This window comes from Streptomyces sp. P9-A4, from assembly GCF_036634195.1.
Classification (GTDB): domain Bacteria; phylum Actinomycetota; class Actinomycetes; order Streptomycetales; family Streptomycetaceae; genus Streptomyces.
In genome coordinates this window covers 6,493,730-6,510,728 of sequence record NZ_JAZIFY010000001.1, presented here as the reverse complement: position 1 = coordinate 6,510,728, position 16,999 = coordinate 6,493,730, and the positions used below count along the sequence as shown (strand labels likewise).

The window sequence follows — 16,999 nt, the reverse complement described above, 5'->3', positions numbered from 1 at the left end:
CACGACAGGGGCCGGGACACGGAAAACGAGAACCAGTCCAGCACCCGGGCGGTGCGGGCACGAGGCAGTCGCACCGGCAGAAGTGCGGTCCTGCATACTTCTGCCGGACCACCGCACGTCGCGCCGCCCCCGGCCGGCACCGGCCGCACCGCGCACGGAGACCCGCACGATGACCACTGCCGATTCCGCCCGCTCCGGCCACGGGGAGTTCGGATCGCTGCTGCGCACCCTGCGCACCCGCGCCGGACTCAGCCAGGAGGAGCTCGCCCACCGCGCGGGGGTGAGCGTGCGGGCGCTGGCCGACATGGAACGCGGGCGCACGCGGGGTCCGCAGCGTCGTACGGTGGGCGCGCTGGTCGCGGCGCTCGCGCTCGACGGTACCGAGGGCGAGGCCGAGGCTCTGGAGCGGGCCGCGGCCGCGGGGCGGCCCCGTCCTCGGGCGGCGTCGGCGGCGCCGAGCGGCCCGCTGGGGGCGATGGGGCTGCGGTTGCCACGCGACGTACGGGACTTCACCGCGCGGGAGGCCGACCTTGCCCGGCTGCGGGCCTTCGCGGAGGACGCCGGACCTGCCTACCCGGCGGTGGTGCTGGTCACGGGCCAGCCGGGGCTGGGGAAGACGGCCTTCGCGGTACGGGCGGCACACGGCCTCGCGGACCGCTACCCGGACGGGCAGTTCGCCGTCGATCTGCGCGGTACGGATGCCGCGCCCACGGAACCGCGCGAGGTTCTGCGGCGGCTGCTGCGGGCGCTCGGGATCGCCGAGGGCGCCGTACCACCCGACACAGAGAGCCGGGCCGGGCTGCTGCGGGCCACCGTCGAGGACCGGCGGGTGCTCCTCGTCCTGGACAACGCGGCCGACGAGGACCAGGTCCGGCCGCTGCTGCCCGCTTCCGGGCCCGCGCTGACCCTGGTCACCAGCCGCAACGCGCTCACCGGGCTGGAGGACGTGCACCGCGTCGCGCTCGGTGTACTGCGCCGTGAGGAGTCCGTCGCCCTCCTCAGCCGGGTCGTCGGACCCGAGCGGGTGGCGGCGGAACCGCAGGCGGCGCGCGATCTGGCCGATCTGTGCGGGCAGTTGCCGCTCGCGGTGCGCATCGCCGCGCAGAGGCTGGCGGCCCGGCCCGCGGAGCGGCTCGCGAAGCTGGTGGCCCAACTCGCCGACGAGGGGCGCCGGCTCGATGTGCTGCAGGCCGGGAACCTCCAGGTCCGGGCGGCCTTCACGCTGTCGTACCGGCGGCTGGAGCCGTTGGCACGGCTGGTACTACGGCGCGCCACGCTGGCCGCGGGTACGGACTTCTCCCCGCAGACCGCGGCGCTGCTCTCCGGGACGACGCTGCGGCAGGCCGAACTCTGCACCCAGGACCTGGCCGACCGCGGGCTGCTCCAGCCCGACCCGGCCGCCGAGCGCTACCGCTTCCACGACCTCCTCCGCCTGTTCGCCGCCGAGCGGTTGGCCGAGGACGATCCGGCGGAACTCCATCTGGCCCGGGAGCACACCGCCCGGTGGACGCTGGCACGCGCCGGTGCCGCCGCGCTCCACTTCGACGCCGAGCGCTCCCCCGTCGGCGACCCGCACGGCGCCACCGCGCCCCGTGGGCCCGGCGAGGCGCGCGACTGGCTGGAGGCGGAACGGGCCCAGTGGCTGGACGCCCTGCGCCAGGCCCTCGCCGACGGGCACCACCAGGAGGTCCTGGACGCGGCGGAGGCGATGCACTGGTTCTCCGATCGCACCCAGCACTGGGAGCAGTGGGTGGAGGTTTTCCGCTGCTCGGTGGCCGCCGCGCGGGCGCTGGGCAGCCGGCGCGACGAGGCCGTGCACCTCAACTACCTGGCCTGGGCGCACAACCTGTGCGTCCATGACTACGCCGGCGGGCTGGCGGCCGCCCGCGAGGCGCTGGCCGCGGCGCGCGAGGCGGGCGACCTGCTGCAGACGGGCTGGGCCCACGGATACGGGGCGGGAGCGCTGCACCATCTGGGGCGGGCCGAGGAAACGGTGGCATGGCTGAAGGAGTCGGCGGCCTGCCACCGGGAGAACGCCACGCCGCAGAGCCGGCTGGCGGAGCTCTCGACGCTCAACGCACTGGGCGGGCACCTGCGTTCGATGGGGCGGGCCGAGGAAGCGCTGGCCATTCACCGGCAGAGCGAGGAGCTGTGCCGCGCCGGGATCCCTGGTCAGTCGGAAGAGGTTCTGGCGGTGTTCCGGGCGGGTACGTTGCAGCATCTCGGCCGGGATCTGGGCGAGTTGGGGCGCTGCGCGGAGGCCGAGCCGTTGCTGCGCCGCGCCCTCGACGGTTTCGAGGCGGCCGGTATGGCCGCGTGGAGCGAGCCGGCCCGCCTGGACCTGGGCGTCGCGCTGCGTCGGCTCGGTCGTGCGGAGGAGGCCCGTACGACGCTGGATGCCGCTCGGCGCGGCCTCGCCGAGCAGGGCCATCCTCGGCAGGCGGAGGCCGAACGGGAGCTGGCCGCGTCCGCTGGTTGCGGGGGCTCCGGGTCGTGACTCCTGAGGGCCGGGGCGCCGCCTTGGGTCCTGGGGCGCCGCCGGGCTGGGATCAGGTGTGGGGCCGCCGGGGACAGGTTGGCACGGAACGGGTTCAGGGGCGCTGCCGAGGGCTTTCCGGCGTCTCCGGGGAAAGGCTGAGGCGGGCGGCCACGGGGAGGTGATCGCTCGTCGTCGCCGGGAGGGTCCAGGCCGAGGTGGCGTTCATGCCCTTGAGGAGGATCTGGTCGATCCGGACGACGGGGAAGCGTGCGGGCCATGTGAAGCCGAAGCCCTTTCCGGCCGTGGCCTGGGCCGAGGTCATGTCGAGGGTCAGGGGGCGCAGCGCGCGGTCGTCGGTGGAGCCGTTCAGGTCGCCCATCACGATGACGCGCCGGAGGCGTTCTGCTCGCAGGTCGGCGGCCAGGCGGTCGAGGGCTTCGTCGCGTGCGCCGGCGGTGAAGCCGGCGGGGGTGACGCGTACGGAGGGGAGGTGGGCGACGTAGACGGCGAGCGGGCCTCGGGGGGTGTCCACCGTGGCGCGCAGGGCCCGGGTCCACGGCATGATCGGGACGGGGCGTGTGTCGCGCAGGGGGTACTGGCTCCACAGACCGACCGTGCCGTCGTAGAAGTGGTACGGGTACGTGGCCGCGAGGGCCTGCTCGTACAGGGGCGCCGTGTCGGGGCTGAGTTCCTCGAGTGCCAGGATGTTCGCCCCGGACGCGATCAGGCTCCGTGCGGTGCCGTGCGGGTCGGGGTTTTCCTGGTGGACGTTGTGGCTGACGACGGTGAGGTCTCCGCCGGGCGAGGACTTGTCGGTGAGCCGGCCGCCGAAGACCGCCAGCCAGACGGTGATCGGGACCACCAGGGCGACCGTTGCCGCCGGCGATCTGCGCAGTATGGCTGCGGCGAGCAGCGCGGGGAGGGCGAGCGCGGTCCAGGGGAGCAGGGTCTCGGCCAGGCTGCCCAGGCGGCCCGGGGAGTCGGGGAGCCAGTCGTGGCCCGCGATGATCAGTGTGAGAACGGCGGAGCAGATCGTGGTGGTCGTGCCCCTGGGGCGTGACGTCCATGGGCTGGGCGGACGGTGCGGCGGCGGGCTTGCGGGGTTTGGAATCGTTGCGGTGGGGGTGAGCGGCGGGGCTGGGGTGTTCGGGGCCGTCACGGCGGGGGCGAGCGGCGGGGCTGCGGCCTTCGGGGCCGTCACGGCGGGGGCGAGCGGCAGGGCTGCGGCCTTCGGGACCGTCGCGGCGGGGGCGAGCGGCAGGGCTGCGGCCTTCGGGACCGTCACGCCCGGCGGCTCGTTCCGTTGCGTGTCCTGTGCCGGGGTGTCGGGTACGGGGCGGATGGGTGTCATCGTGGTTCAGCGTTCCGTCCGTGCCGAGGTCAACCGGTCGCGGAGATCGGTGATGAGGCGGCGGCTGTTCTCCAGGGCCGCGTGCATTCCCTCGTTGGGTGTGGTGTTCGCCCGCTGGTGCAGAACGGCGCCCAGGAGCATGCGGGTGGTGTCGCCGCTGCGGACCTCGCAGGCCCACAGGAGGTTGCCTCCGGCCGGGGTGCTGGAGCCGGTCTTGATGCCGACGACGCCCGGGGTGTCCAGCAGGGAGTTGGTGTTGGTGATCGGGCCGATGCCGGGCACGGTGATGGTCCGGCTGGCCACGATCTCGCGGAAGACGGGGTCCTTCATCGCCTGTCGGGCCAGTTTCAACTGGTCCACGGCGGTGCTGGTGGTCGTGGGTTCGATCCCGCTCGCTCCCGTGTAGGTCGACCGTCCCATGCCCAGGTCGTCCGCGGTGCGCTGCATCTTCTTCGCGAACGCCTCCTGGCTGCCGGAGTCCCAGCGGGCCAGGAGACGGGCGACGTTGTTTCCCGAGGGGATCAGCAGCAGTTCGAGGAGCTGGCGCAGGGAGTACTTCTGGCCGGCCTGGACCGGAACGGTCGACTCGCCGCCGACCGCCACCTCGTGGAAGGCCTGTCGGTCCACCTCGATCAGCGGTCCCGGCTCACCCGGCCGCAGCGGGTGCTCCTTGAGGATGACATGGGCGGTCATCACCTTCGTCAGGCTCGCGATCGGCACCGGTCGCTGGTCGCCCCGCGCTTGCGGGGAGCCCGCGCCCACCAGTTCCACGGCGCTCTGTCCGTCCTGCGGCCACTGGATCGTGCTTCCGTCGATGGCCGGGCCGCCGTCGGGGCCAGGTCCGGTGGAGGCCGCCGATCGGTTGCCGGACGCGGGCGTGGGGTCGGCTCCGCGCTCCACGGTGATGGCTGTGACGGCCGTGATGCCGAGGACGAGCAGGGCCAGCGCGCCGCCTACGGCGCGGTGACGAAGGGCGGGGTAAAGGGACATCGGAGGCCACCTCCGGGGCTGCCGTACGGGTCGGGGTACGGCGCCAAGACTGCGTGGGTGGTGTGTCGGGGCGGCGGGTGCGAGAGCGCTACGGGCGCTCGGGAACCCATCGGCTGTGTATCGGATGCGTCAGTGGCCGGTGGTCTGTGCGGCAGGGCGGCTGGGAGTCCCTTATGGATCGCTTGATGGCAGTCCGTTCTCAGGGCCTGCTGGCATCGGCGGCGCTGCTGCCTGCGACGATGTGCTCGCGAGCTATGACCTTGCCGTGTGGGACGGCGACCGTCCATTCGACGACCGCCAAGCCGCCTCGATGTACGACGGGCTCTTGTGTACCTGCTCATGTCTTACGGCACGGCTGAGGAAGTGTCCGAGTACGCCGCTGCGCCGGCCCGCGAGCACGGCCTCCTCTGCTTCGATCCGCAGGGGGAATGTCTCCGGCCGTGAACTGGCCGCTCTTCAGCGGGTGGAGCAGGGGAAGATGTCCGCGGCGCCCGACGTGAACGGGCTCCCGGTGCGGTATGTGAACGCGAGTCCTCGGTCACCTGCCGGTGATCACGTCACCGGCTGCGCGGCCGTGTGGGGATCGGCCGGTTCATGGGTGGCTGCGGGAAGGCGCAGCGTCGCTACCGCTCCTCCGTCCTCCGGGTGGTTGGTGAACGTCAGTTTCGCTCCGATCACCTGGGCTTGGCCGCGTGCGATCGTGAGGCCCAGGCCGTGACCGCGGCCTCGTTCCACCGCGCCTGTGCGGAAGCGCCGGGGGCCGTGGGCGAGGAGGTCCGCCGGGAAGCCGGGGCCGTGGTCCCGTACCGTGATCGTCGGGCCGGCGACGGTGATCTCCACGGGGCCGGCTCCGTGGCGGTGGGCATTGACGACGAGGTTCGCGACGATGCGGTCCAGGCGTCGGGGGTCGGTCCTGGCGACCGTCGGCTCGCCCTGGGTGGTCACCCGCGCGGTGAGGCCGGTCCTGGCCACCGACTCCTCGACGAATTCGGTGAGGTCCACCGGTCGCGGCAGTGGCTGCTCGGCGCCCGCGTCGAGGCGGGAGATCTCCAGGAGGTCCTCGACCAGGTCGCGCAGGACCTGGACCCGGTCCCGTACGAGGTCGGTGGCCTCGCTTTCGGGGAGCAGTTCGGACGAGGTGAGCAGGCCCATCAGCGGGGTGCGGAGTTCGTGGGCGACATCGGCGGTGAAGCGCTGCTCGTCCGCGATGCGCTGTTGCAGGCTGTCCGCCATCGAGTCGACCGTGGCGCCGATCTCGGCGATCTCGTCGCCGCCGCGCCCGCCCATGTCCGTACGGGCATCCAGGTCGCCCGCCGTGATCCGGCGGGCGGTACGGGCCACCCGGCGCAGTCGCCGGGCCGGCAGTTCGGTCGCCAGGGCCGTGGCCGGGATCACGACGGCCAGGGTGAGCAGGAAGTACTTCCACATGTGCCGGTCGAGGGCCTGTCGGGTGAGCTCGTCCGTGGTCATGTCGACCTCGACCGCGTACAGCCGGCCGCCTTCCCACCTCGCGGCCCAGTAGACGGGGGCGGGGGGCCCGTCCTCGTAGAAGGTTCCCTCGGTGTGGCGGTCGAGCTGCCGCATCAAGGCGTCGGGGAGTTCGCCCGGGGTGGCGAGGGGCGATTCCCGCTCCGAGGTCCGGGCGGTGTCGATCGCCCGGTCCAGGGTGGCGCGGGCCTTGGCCGCGCCGTCGTGCATCGACCTCCTGAGGGTCGAGTCGTGCACGAGCAGACCGACGGTGAGGGCCATCGCGGAGCAGGCCAGGGCCACCAGAACAATGATCTTCCAGCGCATGGAACGGGGGTTCAGCAGTGCGCGAACGACCGTCATCTCGTGGTCTCCGTTCAGCGCCGCAGCTTGTAGCCGAAGCCGCGGACCGTGTCGATGCGTTCGGCGCCGATCTTCTTCCGCAGCCGCTGTACGCACAGGTCGACGACCCTCGTGTCGCCGTCCCAGCCGTAGTCCCAGACGTTGCGCAGCAGGGTCTGGCGGTCCAGCACGATCCCGGGACGGGCCGCGAACTCCAGCAGCAGCCGTAGTTCGGTCGGCGCCAGGGCCACTTCCCGGCCGTCCCTGGTCACCTCCAGGGCAGCGGGGTTGATCGTGAGATCGCCGAAGACCAGCAGGCCGGCCGACTCGTCACGCCCCTCCCGTGCTGCCTGTCCCGCGCTCCCGGGCTGCCCCGCCTGACCCGAGGCGCCGAACGTCGCCCGGCGCAGCAGGGAACGGATCCGGGCCACCAGGACCGAGGTGTCCACGGGCTTGACCACATAGTCGTCGGCCCCGGCTTCCAGTCCCGAGACCACGTCCAGGGCATCGCCGCGTGCCGACATCATCAGGATCGGGGCCATGCTCGTCTCCCTGATCCGGCGGCACAGCCCGATGCCGTCGAGCCCCGGCAGCATCACGTCGAGCAGCAGCAGGTCGTGCCGGCCCTCTCTGAACAGTTCGAGCCCGCTCAGCCCGTCGCTCGCGACGGTCACGTGGTAGCCGTAGCGTTCCAGTGCCATCGCGACGGATCGACGGATCACCTCGTCGTCCTCGACGAGCAGGATCATCACGGGGGTGGCTTCAGACATGGGCATCCATCAGGCGGGGTGGTCGGCCCTCCATCATGCCTCTCCTCACCATCCACCGCGCACACCCGGCAACCTGCGGCGCACACCGAGCAACCCGTCTGACCTGGGGTGATACACGGGTGATACACGGGTGATACGCGGCCGCGCGGAGACTGAGACAGGACGTCCACCGGCATATCATGCCGAACGCGCCCGGCTTCCGGCCGAGTGGCGCCGTAGCTCGCCGCCACCAGCGGCATCGCGAGGGCGCCGGTGCGACGTCGTCCTCGGAACTCGACATCTCGCGGGTGGTCTCGACGAGAGCGGCCATCTGCTCGTCAAGCTCGTCCTCATGTCGTAGCGGTCGGGGGCATTTGTCGTAGCGGGTGGCGATGCCGCGCCATTGCTTGAGGCGGTGGAAGCAGCTTTCGACGACGTTGCGGCGTCGGTAGGCGGCTTTGTCGAACCCTCGGTAGGCGGCCGTGTCGAACCCGCAGGGCCGTTCACGGCGTCGTTGCCGGCCGGCGAGCTGGTCGACGCGTTCGGGGATCGTGGCCTTGATCCCTCGGGCGCGGAGGTAGGCACGGAAGGTGCGGACCGAGTAGCCGGTCCATCTCCGCCCGGCTCTGGGCCGTGGCCAGGAGGCGGTCGAAGGTGCCGTCGGTGGCCCAGTGGGCGAATCGTCCATCGACGATTCGCCGGGAGCCGAGCCGCTCGGGCAGGTCCCTCCAGGGCAGGCCGGTACGGAACTTGAACACGATGCCCTCAAGGACCCGGTGGTGATCCCGCCACCGGCCACGAGCACGATCCACCGGCGGCAACAACGGCGCGATCGCCGCCCACGCAACGTCAGAAGTCTCCCCATCCCTCACGATCGGACCAACGATCCGATGATCGGAAAGTGCGATGCTCCGGTCGCCGCTGTTGGTCATGACTGTCACAGTGCCGGACTGGGCGGACACTCTGCTGGACCTCGTGGGGGTGAACTGGCCCAACGTCGACGAGGACGCGTACCGCGACCTGGCAGATGCGCTGCGGGAGTTCGCGGACGATCTCGCCGACGACGGTCAGCTCGCCAACAACCACGTCCAGCGCCTGCTGTCGTCGGGTCACGGCGAGGCGATGGACGCGCTCAACGCCCACTGGGGCAAGGTCAAGGACAAGCACCTCAAGGACATGGTGTCGGCCGCCCGGACGATCGCGGACGCGCTCGACCTCGCGGCGGGCGCGATCGAGGGCATGAAGTGGAAGGCCGTCGCGGAGCTCGGGATCCTGGCCGGCCAGACCGGTCTGGCCATGGCGCTGATCCCGGTGACCGGTGGTCTGTCCGCACTGCTCGGCGCGGGTGCGATCGCGTTCACGAAGAAGCAACTTCTGAAGCTGATCACAAATGCAATGCAGGAGGCGGTCGGTCACATCGTCTCGGTGATGACCGAGCCGGTCGTGGCCTCGCTGGAGAACATGGCCGCCGACCTGGTCGTCCAGGTGAGCATGGACGCACTGGGCGTCCAGAACGGCGTGGACCTCGACCAGACCAAGCAGGCCGGCAAGGACGGCTTCGACGAGGGTGTGCAGGGCGCCAAGGAGGGCCTGAACCTCGCCTCCGCGGGTGGGGGCGGCGGCGGGGGCAAGGGCAAGGGCTTCCACATCGAGCACGACGAGCACGACCAGGCCGGCACGAAGCTGAACGGTGTGAGCGTCGGGATCCACGGCAAGACCGCAGGAAAGCTGACCAAGGCCAAGGGGCACCAGGGACGCAACAAGGGCCGGGACGACATCGCCGACGCCCTCGACCCGGTCATCGAGAAGGCCATGGGCGCCCTCGTGAAGTCCGCCAAGACCATGGGCGACCACATCGGCGAGACGCTCCCCAAGGCCGTCAAGCAGATCTCCAAGGACCACAAGAACAACGACGACGACATCCGCGACCGCCTCGCCCGCCAGCGCAAGGGCGACCACGACAACACCGGCGGGGGCGACTCCCGGACGCCGCACCGAAGGAAGCCCGGCGACAGCGCTCGAACGAGGCCCAACGGACTGCGCGAAGTCCGTGACGACGCGCGTCGTCACTCCATCCCGCTGGACCGCAAGACGTGCAGGTCCGACCCAGTGGACATCGCGACGGGGGAGATGACCCTGCCACAGGTCGACCTCTCCCTGCCCGGCGTGCTCCCCCTCGTCGTGGACCGAACACACCTGTCGACGTACCGCTACGGTCACTGGTTCGGCCGCAGCTGGTCCTCGCTCTTCGACGAGCGCCTGGAAGCCGACCCCGTGGGACCGGGTGTCGTCTGGGCCCGCAGCGACGGATCGTGCCTCGTCTACCCCCGGCTCCCGCAGCCCGGCGAAGACCGGGTCTGGCCCGTTGAGGGACCGCGGATCGCCCTCGTCCACGGCGGCGTGTACGAGAACGAGACCACCTACACCCTGTCCGAACCCGCAGGGCTCACCCGCTCGTTCACCGGGAGTCCCTACCGCACATCCCCGGCCTACTGGCTCGCCGAACTGAGCGACCGCCACGGCAACACCATCGTCTTCACCCGCCGCCCGGACGGCGCGCCATCCATGGTGTCCCACAGCGGCGGCTACAGGGTCCAGGTGGACGTGACCGACGACCGGATCACCACCCTGCGTGTTCGCACCCCGCAAGGCCCCGTCACCGTCATGCCGTACGGATACGACGCGGACGGCAACCTCGATGCCGTCACCAACTCCTCAGGCACGGCAATGCGCTTCGCCTACGACCCCACCGGCCGCATCACCTCATGGACCGACCGCAACCGGTCCACCTACCTGTACGTCTACGACGACGCCGGCCGCGTGGTCCGGACCGTGGGACCCGACGGCTTCCTGTCCTCGTCCTTCTCCTACGACAGCGAGGGGGGCGTCACCCGCTACACCGACTCCACCGGCGCCACAAGCGTCTTCCATCTCAACCACCGCCTCCAGGTCGTCGCCGAGACCGACCCCCTGGGCAACACCATCAGCCAGATCTGGGACCGCTACGACCGGCTCCAGAGCCGCACCGACAGCCAGGGCCGCACCGTCACCTACACCTGGGACGAGGACGGCAACCCCACTTCCGTACGCGAGCCGGACGGCTCCCTCGCCACCACACGGTACGACGAACGGGGCCTGCCCACCGTCGTGACCGCCGCCGACGGAAGCGTGTGGCACCGCACCTACGACGATCGCGGCAACAACGTCTCCCTGACCACGCCGGACGGGGCCACCACCCACTACGCGTACGACCCGAACGGAGCCCTCGCCGCGGTCACCGACCCGCTGGGCGTCCGGCAGAGCTACCGCTCGGACGAGGCCGGTATGGTCCTGGCCCACACCGATGCCCAGGGCAGGACGACCACCCTGGTTCGCGACGCGTTCGGCCGGCCCGTCTCCGTCACGGATGCCGACGGTGCCGCCACCACGTGCACGTGGACCGTCGAAGGCCACTTCGCCTCACACACCCGCCCCGACGGCGCCACCCAACGGTGGACCTACGACGGGGAGGGCAACTGCCTCACCGAGACCGACGCCAACGGCGGTATCACCCGATACGAGTACACCCACTTCGACCAGCCGGCCTCCCGCACCACTCCGGACGGCGCCCGCTACGACTTCCGTTACGACACCGAACTACGCCTCACCGAGGTGCGCAACGCCGCCGGACTGACCTGGAGCTACGCGTACGACGCCGTGGGGCGTCTGGTCTCCGAGACCGACTTCGACGGCCGCACCCTGCGCTACGGCTACGACCCCTCGGGCCGCGCGCGCAGCCGCACCAACCCGCTGGGTCAGACCGTCACCACCCACCTGGACGACGCCGGCCGCGTCACCGCCCGCGATGTCGAGGGCGCCGTCACCACCTACACCTACGACCGGTCCGGCCGCCTCACCGAGGCACACTCCACCGACTCCGTCCTCGCGCTGGAGTGGGACGCCATGGGCCGCACGGTCGCCGAGACCATCGACCGGCGCACCAGCCGGTACAGCTACGACGCACTCTCGCGCCGGACCCTGCGGGTTACTCCTGGCGGGTCCACCACCCGTCTCACCCACGACGAGGCGGGCAACCGCACCCGCGTATCCCTCGACGGCCACGGCATCGCCTTCTCCCACGACGCCACCGGCCGAGAGGTGACCCGGTCCTTCGGCAGCCCCGAGCGACCCGTGGTCCTCGGCACCACCTACGACGCGGTGGGCCGGATCAGGGAACACCGCCTCACCACCCTGGACCGGACCCTCAGCCGCCGCCTCTACGCCTACCGCGCCGACGACCGTCTGGAGACCGTCACCGACGGGCTGACGGGCAATCGCAGGCATTACGAACTCGACCCGGCGGGACGACCCCTGCGCATCGAGTCCCACGGCTGGACCGAGACCTACGCCTACGACAGCGAGGGCAACCAGACCTCCGCCCAGTGGCCGGACAAGGCCCCGCACCCCGAGTCCCGCGGCCGGCGTACGTACAGCGGCAACCGACTGCGATCCGCCGGCGCCCTGCACTACACCTACGACGCGGCAGGCCGCATCGTCGAACGGCGCAAGAAGCGAATATCCCGCAAGCCGGACATCTGGCGCTACGAGTGGGACGCGGCCGACCGACTGACCGCCTGCACCACACCCGACGGCACCCGATGGACCTACCGCTACGACCCGCTCGGCCGCCGCATCGCCAAGCGCCGGCACGCCGACGACGGCACCGTCGTCGCCGAGACCCTCTTCAGCTGGGACGGCAGCCGCCTGGCGGAACAGACCGACTCCTCCACCGGCACCACCGTGACCTGGGAGTACGACGGCCACCGCCCGATCGCTCAGGCCGAGCGCCGCACGACGCAGAACCCCGGCGGCGACCAGGACTCCGTCGACGCCCGCTTCTTCGCGATCGTCACCGACCTCGTCGGCACACCCACAGAACTCGTCGACCACACGGGCGCCACCGCCTGGTACAGCCGCGCCACCCAGTGGGGCGCCACCGCCTGGAACCGGGACGCCAGCGCACACACCCCGCTGCGCTCCCCCGGCCAGTACGCCGACCCCGAGACCGGCCTGCACTACAACTTCTTCCGCCACTACGACCCCGAGGCCGGCCGCTACGTCAGCCCTGATCCGCTCGGCCTGGACCCCGCCCCCAACCCCGCCGGCTACGTCGCCAACCCCGCCACCGAGGCCGACCCCCTCGGCCTGGCGCCCTGCATGCAGGGACTGGAGGACATGGCACACAAGATCTCCCAAGTCCTGCCCAACAAGCGGCAACGGGAGGGGCAGACCGTCGCGGTCATCGCCACCCGCCACAAGGGCAAGGACGTCCTCATCGTCGCCGGAACCAGCAAGAGCAAGCTGACGCCCGCCCAGCGGAAGCTGGCCGAGGAGATGGGCCTCTACCCGCTCCCCAACGACCAGTACCTCCCCCCGACGCCGCCCAAGGTCCCAGGCGGGCATGCGGAGCAGAACATCCTCCACTACCTCAGTCGTCTGCACGGCAAAGGCTCGGACGACTGGCTGCCCACCCACGGCGCGGCCATGCGCAGCGTCTGCCCCGATTTCTGCGCACCCATCATCCGCATCGAGGGCATGCTCGCGGGGCCGACGTATGGTGACGACAAACCCACCCACCGGCGGCAGTTCTACTGGCCCAGCCGCTACGCCCCGGACACGGACTAGGAAGAGCACATGGACTACCCCCGCGTACCCGCACGGCTACTCGCCCGCGAGTCCCTGCCCGGTATCACCGAGGCGCTGGGGAACATGGACGGCTGGCTCCTGCGCGACGGCGCGCGCTGGCTCGTGACCCGGCACGACGGCGCGATCACCACCAGCAGGGTCAGCACCGAGCGCTCTCAGGTGGTCGCCGCCCGCGCCACGTGGACCGACCCGGCCGCGGACGGCTCCGACACCTACTGCTCGCCCCTGCCCGACGGCACCCTGGCCATCAGCACCCGGGAGGCCGTCATCGTCCAGGAACCCGACGGCACCGTCCGCTGGGAACACCGCCACCGGGACTGGCGGCATTCACCCGAGGCCTCCGGCGCGTGCACGCCCGACCCGGCCGGCCGTGTCCTTCTGGCGACCATGGCTGGACCCCTCGGGGCGGACGGGCTTTCCAAGGGCGACATCTGCCGCGCCCTCGATCTGACCACCGGTGAGGTGCTCGCCGAGCACGTCCTGCCGTCCTTCTCGGCGACGTACGCCTTCCAGCAGTTCCCGGACGCACGCCCTGAGGTTCTGCTCACCGCTTCCATGGGCCAGGACGGCACCCACTGCCTCCTGGTCACCTACACGGCCGCCGGGCTCGAAGTCCGGGCGGCGGGTACCGCCGAGGAACCCTACGTCGGCCTCGGTGCGGACGGGGTGCTGGTCAGCCAGGACATCGGCGGGGGCTACCTCTGCCGGACGCAGGACGGCGCCGACGACGTCATCGTCGAGGCCAGCGAGGTACTCCCCGAGGACTGGTTCTTCGTCGGCTACACGCCGAGCTTCGTCGACGACAAGCGGATTCTGGTCGTGGCGGCCGAGGAACAATGGGCGGAGGAGGGCACCCACCTCCTGCTCGACGCCCATACGCTCAGGCCCCTCGCCGAACTCGACTACCCGCAGACGCCAGGAGTTACTGCCGTGCCGCTCGGCGACGGCACGTGGCTCACCCACGACGAAGAGACCGTACAGCGCTGGACCACCGCCTGATCCGACTCGCCCCGGCAGCCGGCTCACCCGACCGTCATCGTTGACGGTCGGGAGGCCGGTGCCGATGAGCTCACCATCGGTCACACGCGACCGAGACGGCCCCACGGCCTGGTGGCCCACGCGAGGGAAGCACGATGTGCAGGACCTGACCGGGCCAGGCGCGGCCGCATTCGCGTCCACGTCGAGCAACGAGCCGCCCGCGTCATCCGTCAAGTCCGGCGCCAACGGTCGGCGTTGCGCCGATGGCGTACCTCCACCGTCCCCCGACCGACGTCACCGCTCGCCCGCGAGGTCGAGATCGTCGCTACGCTTCTCGGGCTCGACCTCGGCAGGGCGGGGACGGCGCCACGGACGCGCGATCGGATGGGACACCGCCCGCCACCACGCCTCCCCCGGCAGCTTCCCCCCGGGCTCGAAGGGCTCACCCGGCCGGGGGAACGCCACCGCCTGGCCGGCCTCCTCAGCCGCGTCCCTCGTCCACTCACCCGGCTCCGCCCACGCATGCAGAGCCAGACTGAACGTGCCCCAGTGGATCGGCAGCAGCACACCGGCGGGGCCGCCGCCCTGGAGGTCCAGATGAGCCCGCATGCCCTCCGCCGGGGTCATGTGGATGTCGGTCCAGAACTCCGAGTACGCGCCGATCTGGATCATGGTGGCGTCGAAGGGGCCGTGGGCCGCGCCGATGTCCTTGAAGCCCGAGAAGTAGCCGGTGTCCCCGCTGTGGAAGATCCGGTGGCTCGGGCCCGCCACCGCCCAGGAGGCCCAGAGGGTCATCTGCCGGTTGCGCAGCCCGCGCCCGCAGAAGTGCCGGGCCGGGGTGGCCGTGAGCCGCAGGCCGCCGACCTCGGTGGACTCGTTCCAGTCCAGCTCCCGGAGCCGGGAGGCGGGCACGCCCCAGCGCTCCAGGTGCGCGCCGACGCCCAGCGGCACCGCGAAGACGGTGTCGGTGGTGGCCAGCTCCTTGATCGTCGGCAGGTCGAGGTGGTCGTAGTGGTCGTGCGAGATCACCACGACGTCGACCGGGCCGAGCTCGGCGAGCGGCGCGGGCACCGGGTGGAGCCGCTTCGGCCCCGCGAAGGGGAAGGGGGAGCAGCGCTCGCCCCAGACCGGGTCGAAGAGGACCCGGTGGCCGTCGATCTCCGCGAGGATGCCGGAGTGCCCCATCCAGGTCAGCCGCAGGCCGGTGGCCGGGGGCCTGGCCAGGTCGGCGAGGGTGGTGGGATGGACGGGGATCGTGCCGGTGGGGGCGCGGCGCGAGCGTCCTTCCTTGTCGAAATAGATCTTGGCGAATTCGACGCCGGAGCCGGAGGGCCCGCGTCGGGCCGCTTCGGGGTTCCGGAAGATCCCGTCCGCGAAGTTCGGCGAGCGATGGATACGGGCGAGGCGCTCACCCGTGGGGTCCGCGCCGAAGGACTCGGGGCGCAGCGCGCGCAGCCGCGCCCGTGGCGAACGGTCGGAGCCGGTACCGGTCACAGGACCTCCTGATCTCTGGGGGTCGTTCCATTATGGGCGGCCCGCGCGGCGAACGGTCGGGGAAGGACGCCGCCGCCGCGTCACGGGCGGCGGAGAAGGGTGGCCGCCGCCCTGTCACGGACCGTGGGCACGGGTGGCCGGGACGGTCCGGCATACTGAATGGCTGTTCAGTACGGCACATCCGCCGACCCGCCCCTCCCGAGGAGATCCGCCATGAGTTCCGCCCCCCTGATGTCCGTCGGCTGGACCGACCACGTGACCGGGCGCCGGGGGCATCTGGTGATCGACCGGCTGGTGCGCGGAGTGGCCAGCGGCGGACTGCGAATGCGGGAGGGCTGCACGGCCGAGGAGGTCGCCGGGCTCGCTCGTGGCATGACCATGAAGGAGGCCCTGCACTACGACGAGAAGGCCCGGTACGTCCCGCTGGGCGGCGCGAAGGGCGGCATCGACTGCGACCCGCGCTCCCCCGAGGCGTACGGCGTCCTGGTCCGCTATCTGCGTGCGATGCGGCCGTACGTCGAGCGGTTCTGGACCACCGGCGAGGACCTGGGGCTCACCCAGGACCTGGTCGACCGGGCCGTGGCCGAGGCGGGGCTCGTCTCCTCGGTGCAGGCGGTCTACCCGCTCCTGGAGGACGAGGCGGCCGCCCGGCGGCGGCTCGCCGACGCCTTCGCGATCGATGTCGACGGCATCGGCCTGGACGAGCTGGTCGGCGGCCTCGGGGTCGCCGAGTCCGTGCTCGTCGCCCTCGACCGGGCCGGCCGGGAGTACACGGGGACCCGGGTCTCGTTGCAGGGGCTCGGCACGATGGGCGGGGCGACCGCCCGGTTCCTGGCGCGGGCGGGCCTGCGGGTGGTGGCCGTCGCCGACGTCCGGGGCACGATCGCCAACCCCGACGGCCTCGACGTCGAGGCGCTGCTCGCGGCCCGCGACGCCCACGGCGCCGTCGACCGCTCGGTCCTGCGGCCCGGCGACCGCGAGGAGCCCGGGGACGCCTGGCTGTCCGCCGAGGCGGAGGTCCTGGTGCCCGCGGCCGTCTCGTACGCGATCGACGCCGGGAACCAGGGGCGGATCACGGCCCGCTGGATCGCCGAGGCGGCCAACATGCCGGTGCTTCCGGAGGCCGAGGAGGCGCTCGCCGCGCGCGGGGTGACGGTGCTGCCGGATGTCGTCGTGAACTCGTGCACCAACGCCTGGTGGTGGTGGACGCTCTTCGGCGACATCGAGGCCGACGCCGACCAGGCCTTCGACCGGGTGCGGCGGGCGATGCGGACCCTCGTCGGCGGGATGCTCGACCGCGCGGCGGCGGACGGCACGAGCCCGCGCGCCGCGGCGCACGCGCTGGTGGCGGAACGGCTGCCGGTGATCGCGGAGCGCTACGGCTGGTACTGATCCGATGGAGGGCGGGCGACGGCGGTCCGGTGCAACCGGTCGGGTGGTGGTGGTCCGGTGCAACCGGTCGGG

The 16,999-nt window shown here is 71.8% G+C and carries 9 protein-coding genes and 1 pseudogene; 4 read left to right on the top strand and 6 right to left on the bottom strand.

Going from position 1 to position 16,999, the window contains the following annotated elements:
• Nucleotides 1–169: 169 nt before the first annotated feature.
• On the top strand, nucleotides 170–2,497 hold the full coding sequence (locus V4Y03_RS29245) for an ATP-binding protein (RefSeq protein WP_332436861.1): 2,328 nt from the start codon (nucleotides 170–172) through the stop codon (nucleotides 2,495–2,497).
• A gap of 94 nt (nucleotides 2,498–2,591) precedes the next feature.
• On the opposite strand, the gene V4Y03_RS29240 is transcribed toward V4Y03_RS29245, so the two are convergent.
• From V4Y03_RS29240 to V4Y03_RS29220, 5 genes and pseudogenes are all read right to left on the bottom strand, one after another.
• The gene (locus V4Y03_RS29240; protein ID WP_443079895.1) at nucleotides 2,592–3,590 is read right to left on the bottom strand and encodes an endonuclease/exonuclease/phosphatase family protein; all 999 of its coding nucleotides are present in this window, start codon (nucleotides 3,588–3,590) and stop codon (nucleotides 2,592–2,594) included.
• A 246-nt stretch (nucleotides 3,591–3,836) separates the two neighbouring features.
• Nucleotides 3,837–4,820 carry a D-alanyl-D-alanine carboxypeptidase family protein gene (locus V4Y03_RS29235; RefSeq protein WP_332436859.1) on the bottom strand — a complete coding sequence of 328 codons (984 nt, stop codon included), beginning with the start codon at nucleotides 4,818–4,820 and terminating at the stop codon, nucleotides 3,837–3,839.
• Between the two features lie 552 nt (nucleotides 4,821–5,372).
• Entirely contained in the window at nucleotides 5,373–6,650 is a 1,278-nt protein-coding gene (locus V4Y03_RS29230) for a HAMP domain-containing sensor histidine kinase (protein WP_332436858.1), read from the bottom strand.
• Between the two features lie 14 nt (nucleotides 6,651–6,664).
• The gene (gene cseB / locus V4Y03_RS29225; RefSeq protein WP_332436857.1) at nucleotides 6,665–7,399 is read right to left on the bottom strand and encodes a two-component system response regulator CseB; all 735 of its coding nucleotides are present in this window, start codon (nucleotides 7,397–7,399) and stop codon (nucleotides 6,665–6,667) included.
• Nucleotides 7,400–7,679: 280 nt separating this feature from the next.
• A pseudogene (locus V4Y03_RS29220) lies at nucleotides 7,680–8,253 on the bottom strand (transposase); the annotation flags it as partial.
• Nucleotides 8,254–8,308: 55 nt separating this feature from the next.
• Here V4Y03_RS29220 and V4Y03_RS29215 point away from each other — a divergent pair.
• A complete protein-coding gene (locus V4Y03_RS29215) occupies nucleotides 8,309–13,042 on the top strand; it encodes a DUF6531 domain-containing protein (protein WP_332436856.1) in 4,734 nt (1,577 codons plus the stop codon).
• A gap of 9 nt (nucleotides 13,043–13,051) precedes the next feature.
• Nucleotides 13,052–14,062 carry a hypothetical protein gene (locus V4Y03_RS29210; protein WP_332436855.1) on the top strand — a complete coding sequence of 337 codons (1,011 nt, stop codon included), beginning with the start codon at nucleotides 13,052–13,054 and terminating at the stop codon, nucleotides 14,060–14,062.
• A gap of 273 nt (nucleotides 14,063–14,335) precedes the next feature.
• Here the strand turns inward: V4Y03_RS29210 and V4Y03_RS29205 are convergent, their stop codons facing one another.
• Nucleotides 14,336–15,535: an MBL fold metallo-hydrolase gene (locus tag V4Y03_RS29205; protein ID WP_332436854.1), complete on the bottom strand. Its 1,200-nt coding sequence runs from the start codon at nucleotides 15,533–15,535 to the stop codon at nucleotides 14,336–14,338.
• Between the two features lie 213 nt (nucleotides 15,536–15,748).
• Here V4Y03_RS29205 and V4Y03_RS29200 point away from each other — a divergent pair, with 213 nt between their 5' ends.
• Nucleotides 15,749–16,927, top strand: a complete 1,179-nt coding sequence (locus V4Y03_RS29200; protein ID WP_332436853.1) for a Glu/Leu/Phe/Val dehydrogenase dimerization domain-containing protein — start codon at nucleotides 15,749–15,751, stop codon at nucleotides 16,925–16,927.
• The last annotated feature ends 72 nt before the right edge of the window (nucleotides 16,928–16,999 follow it).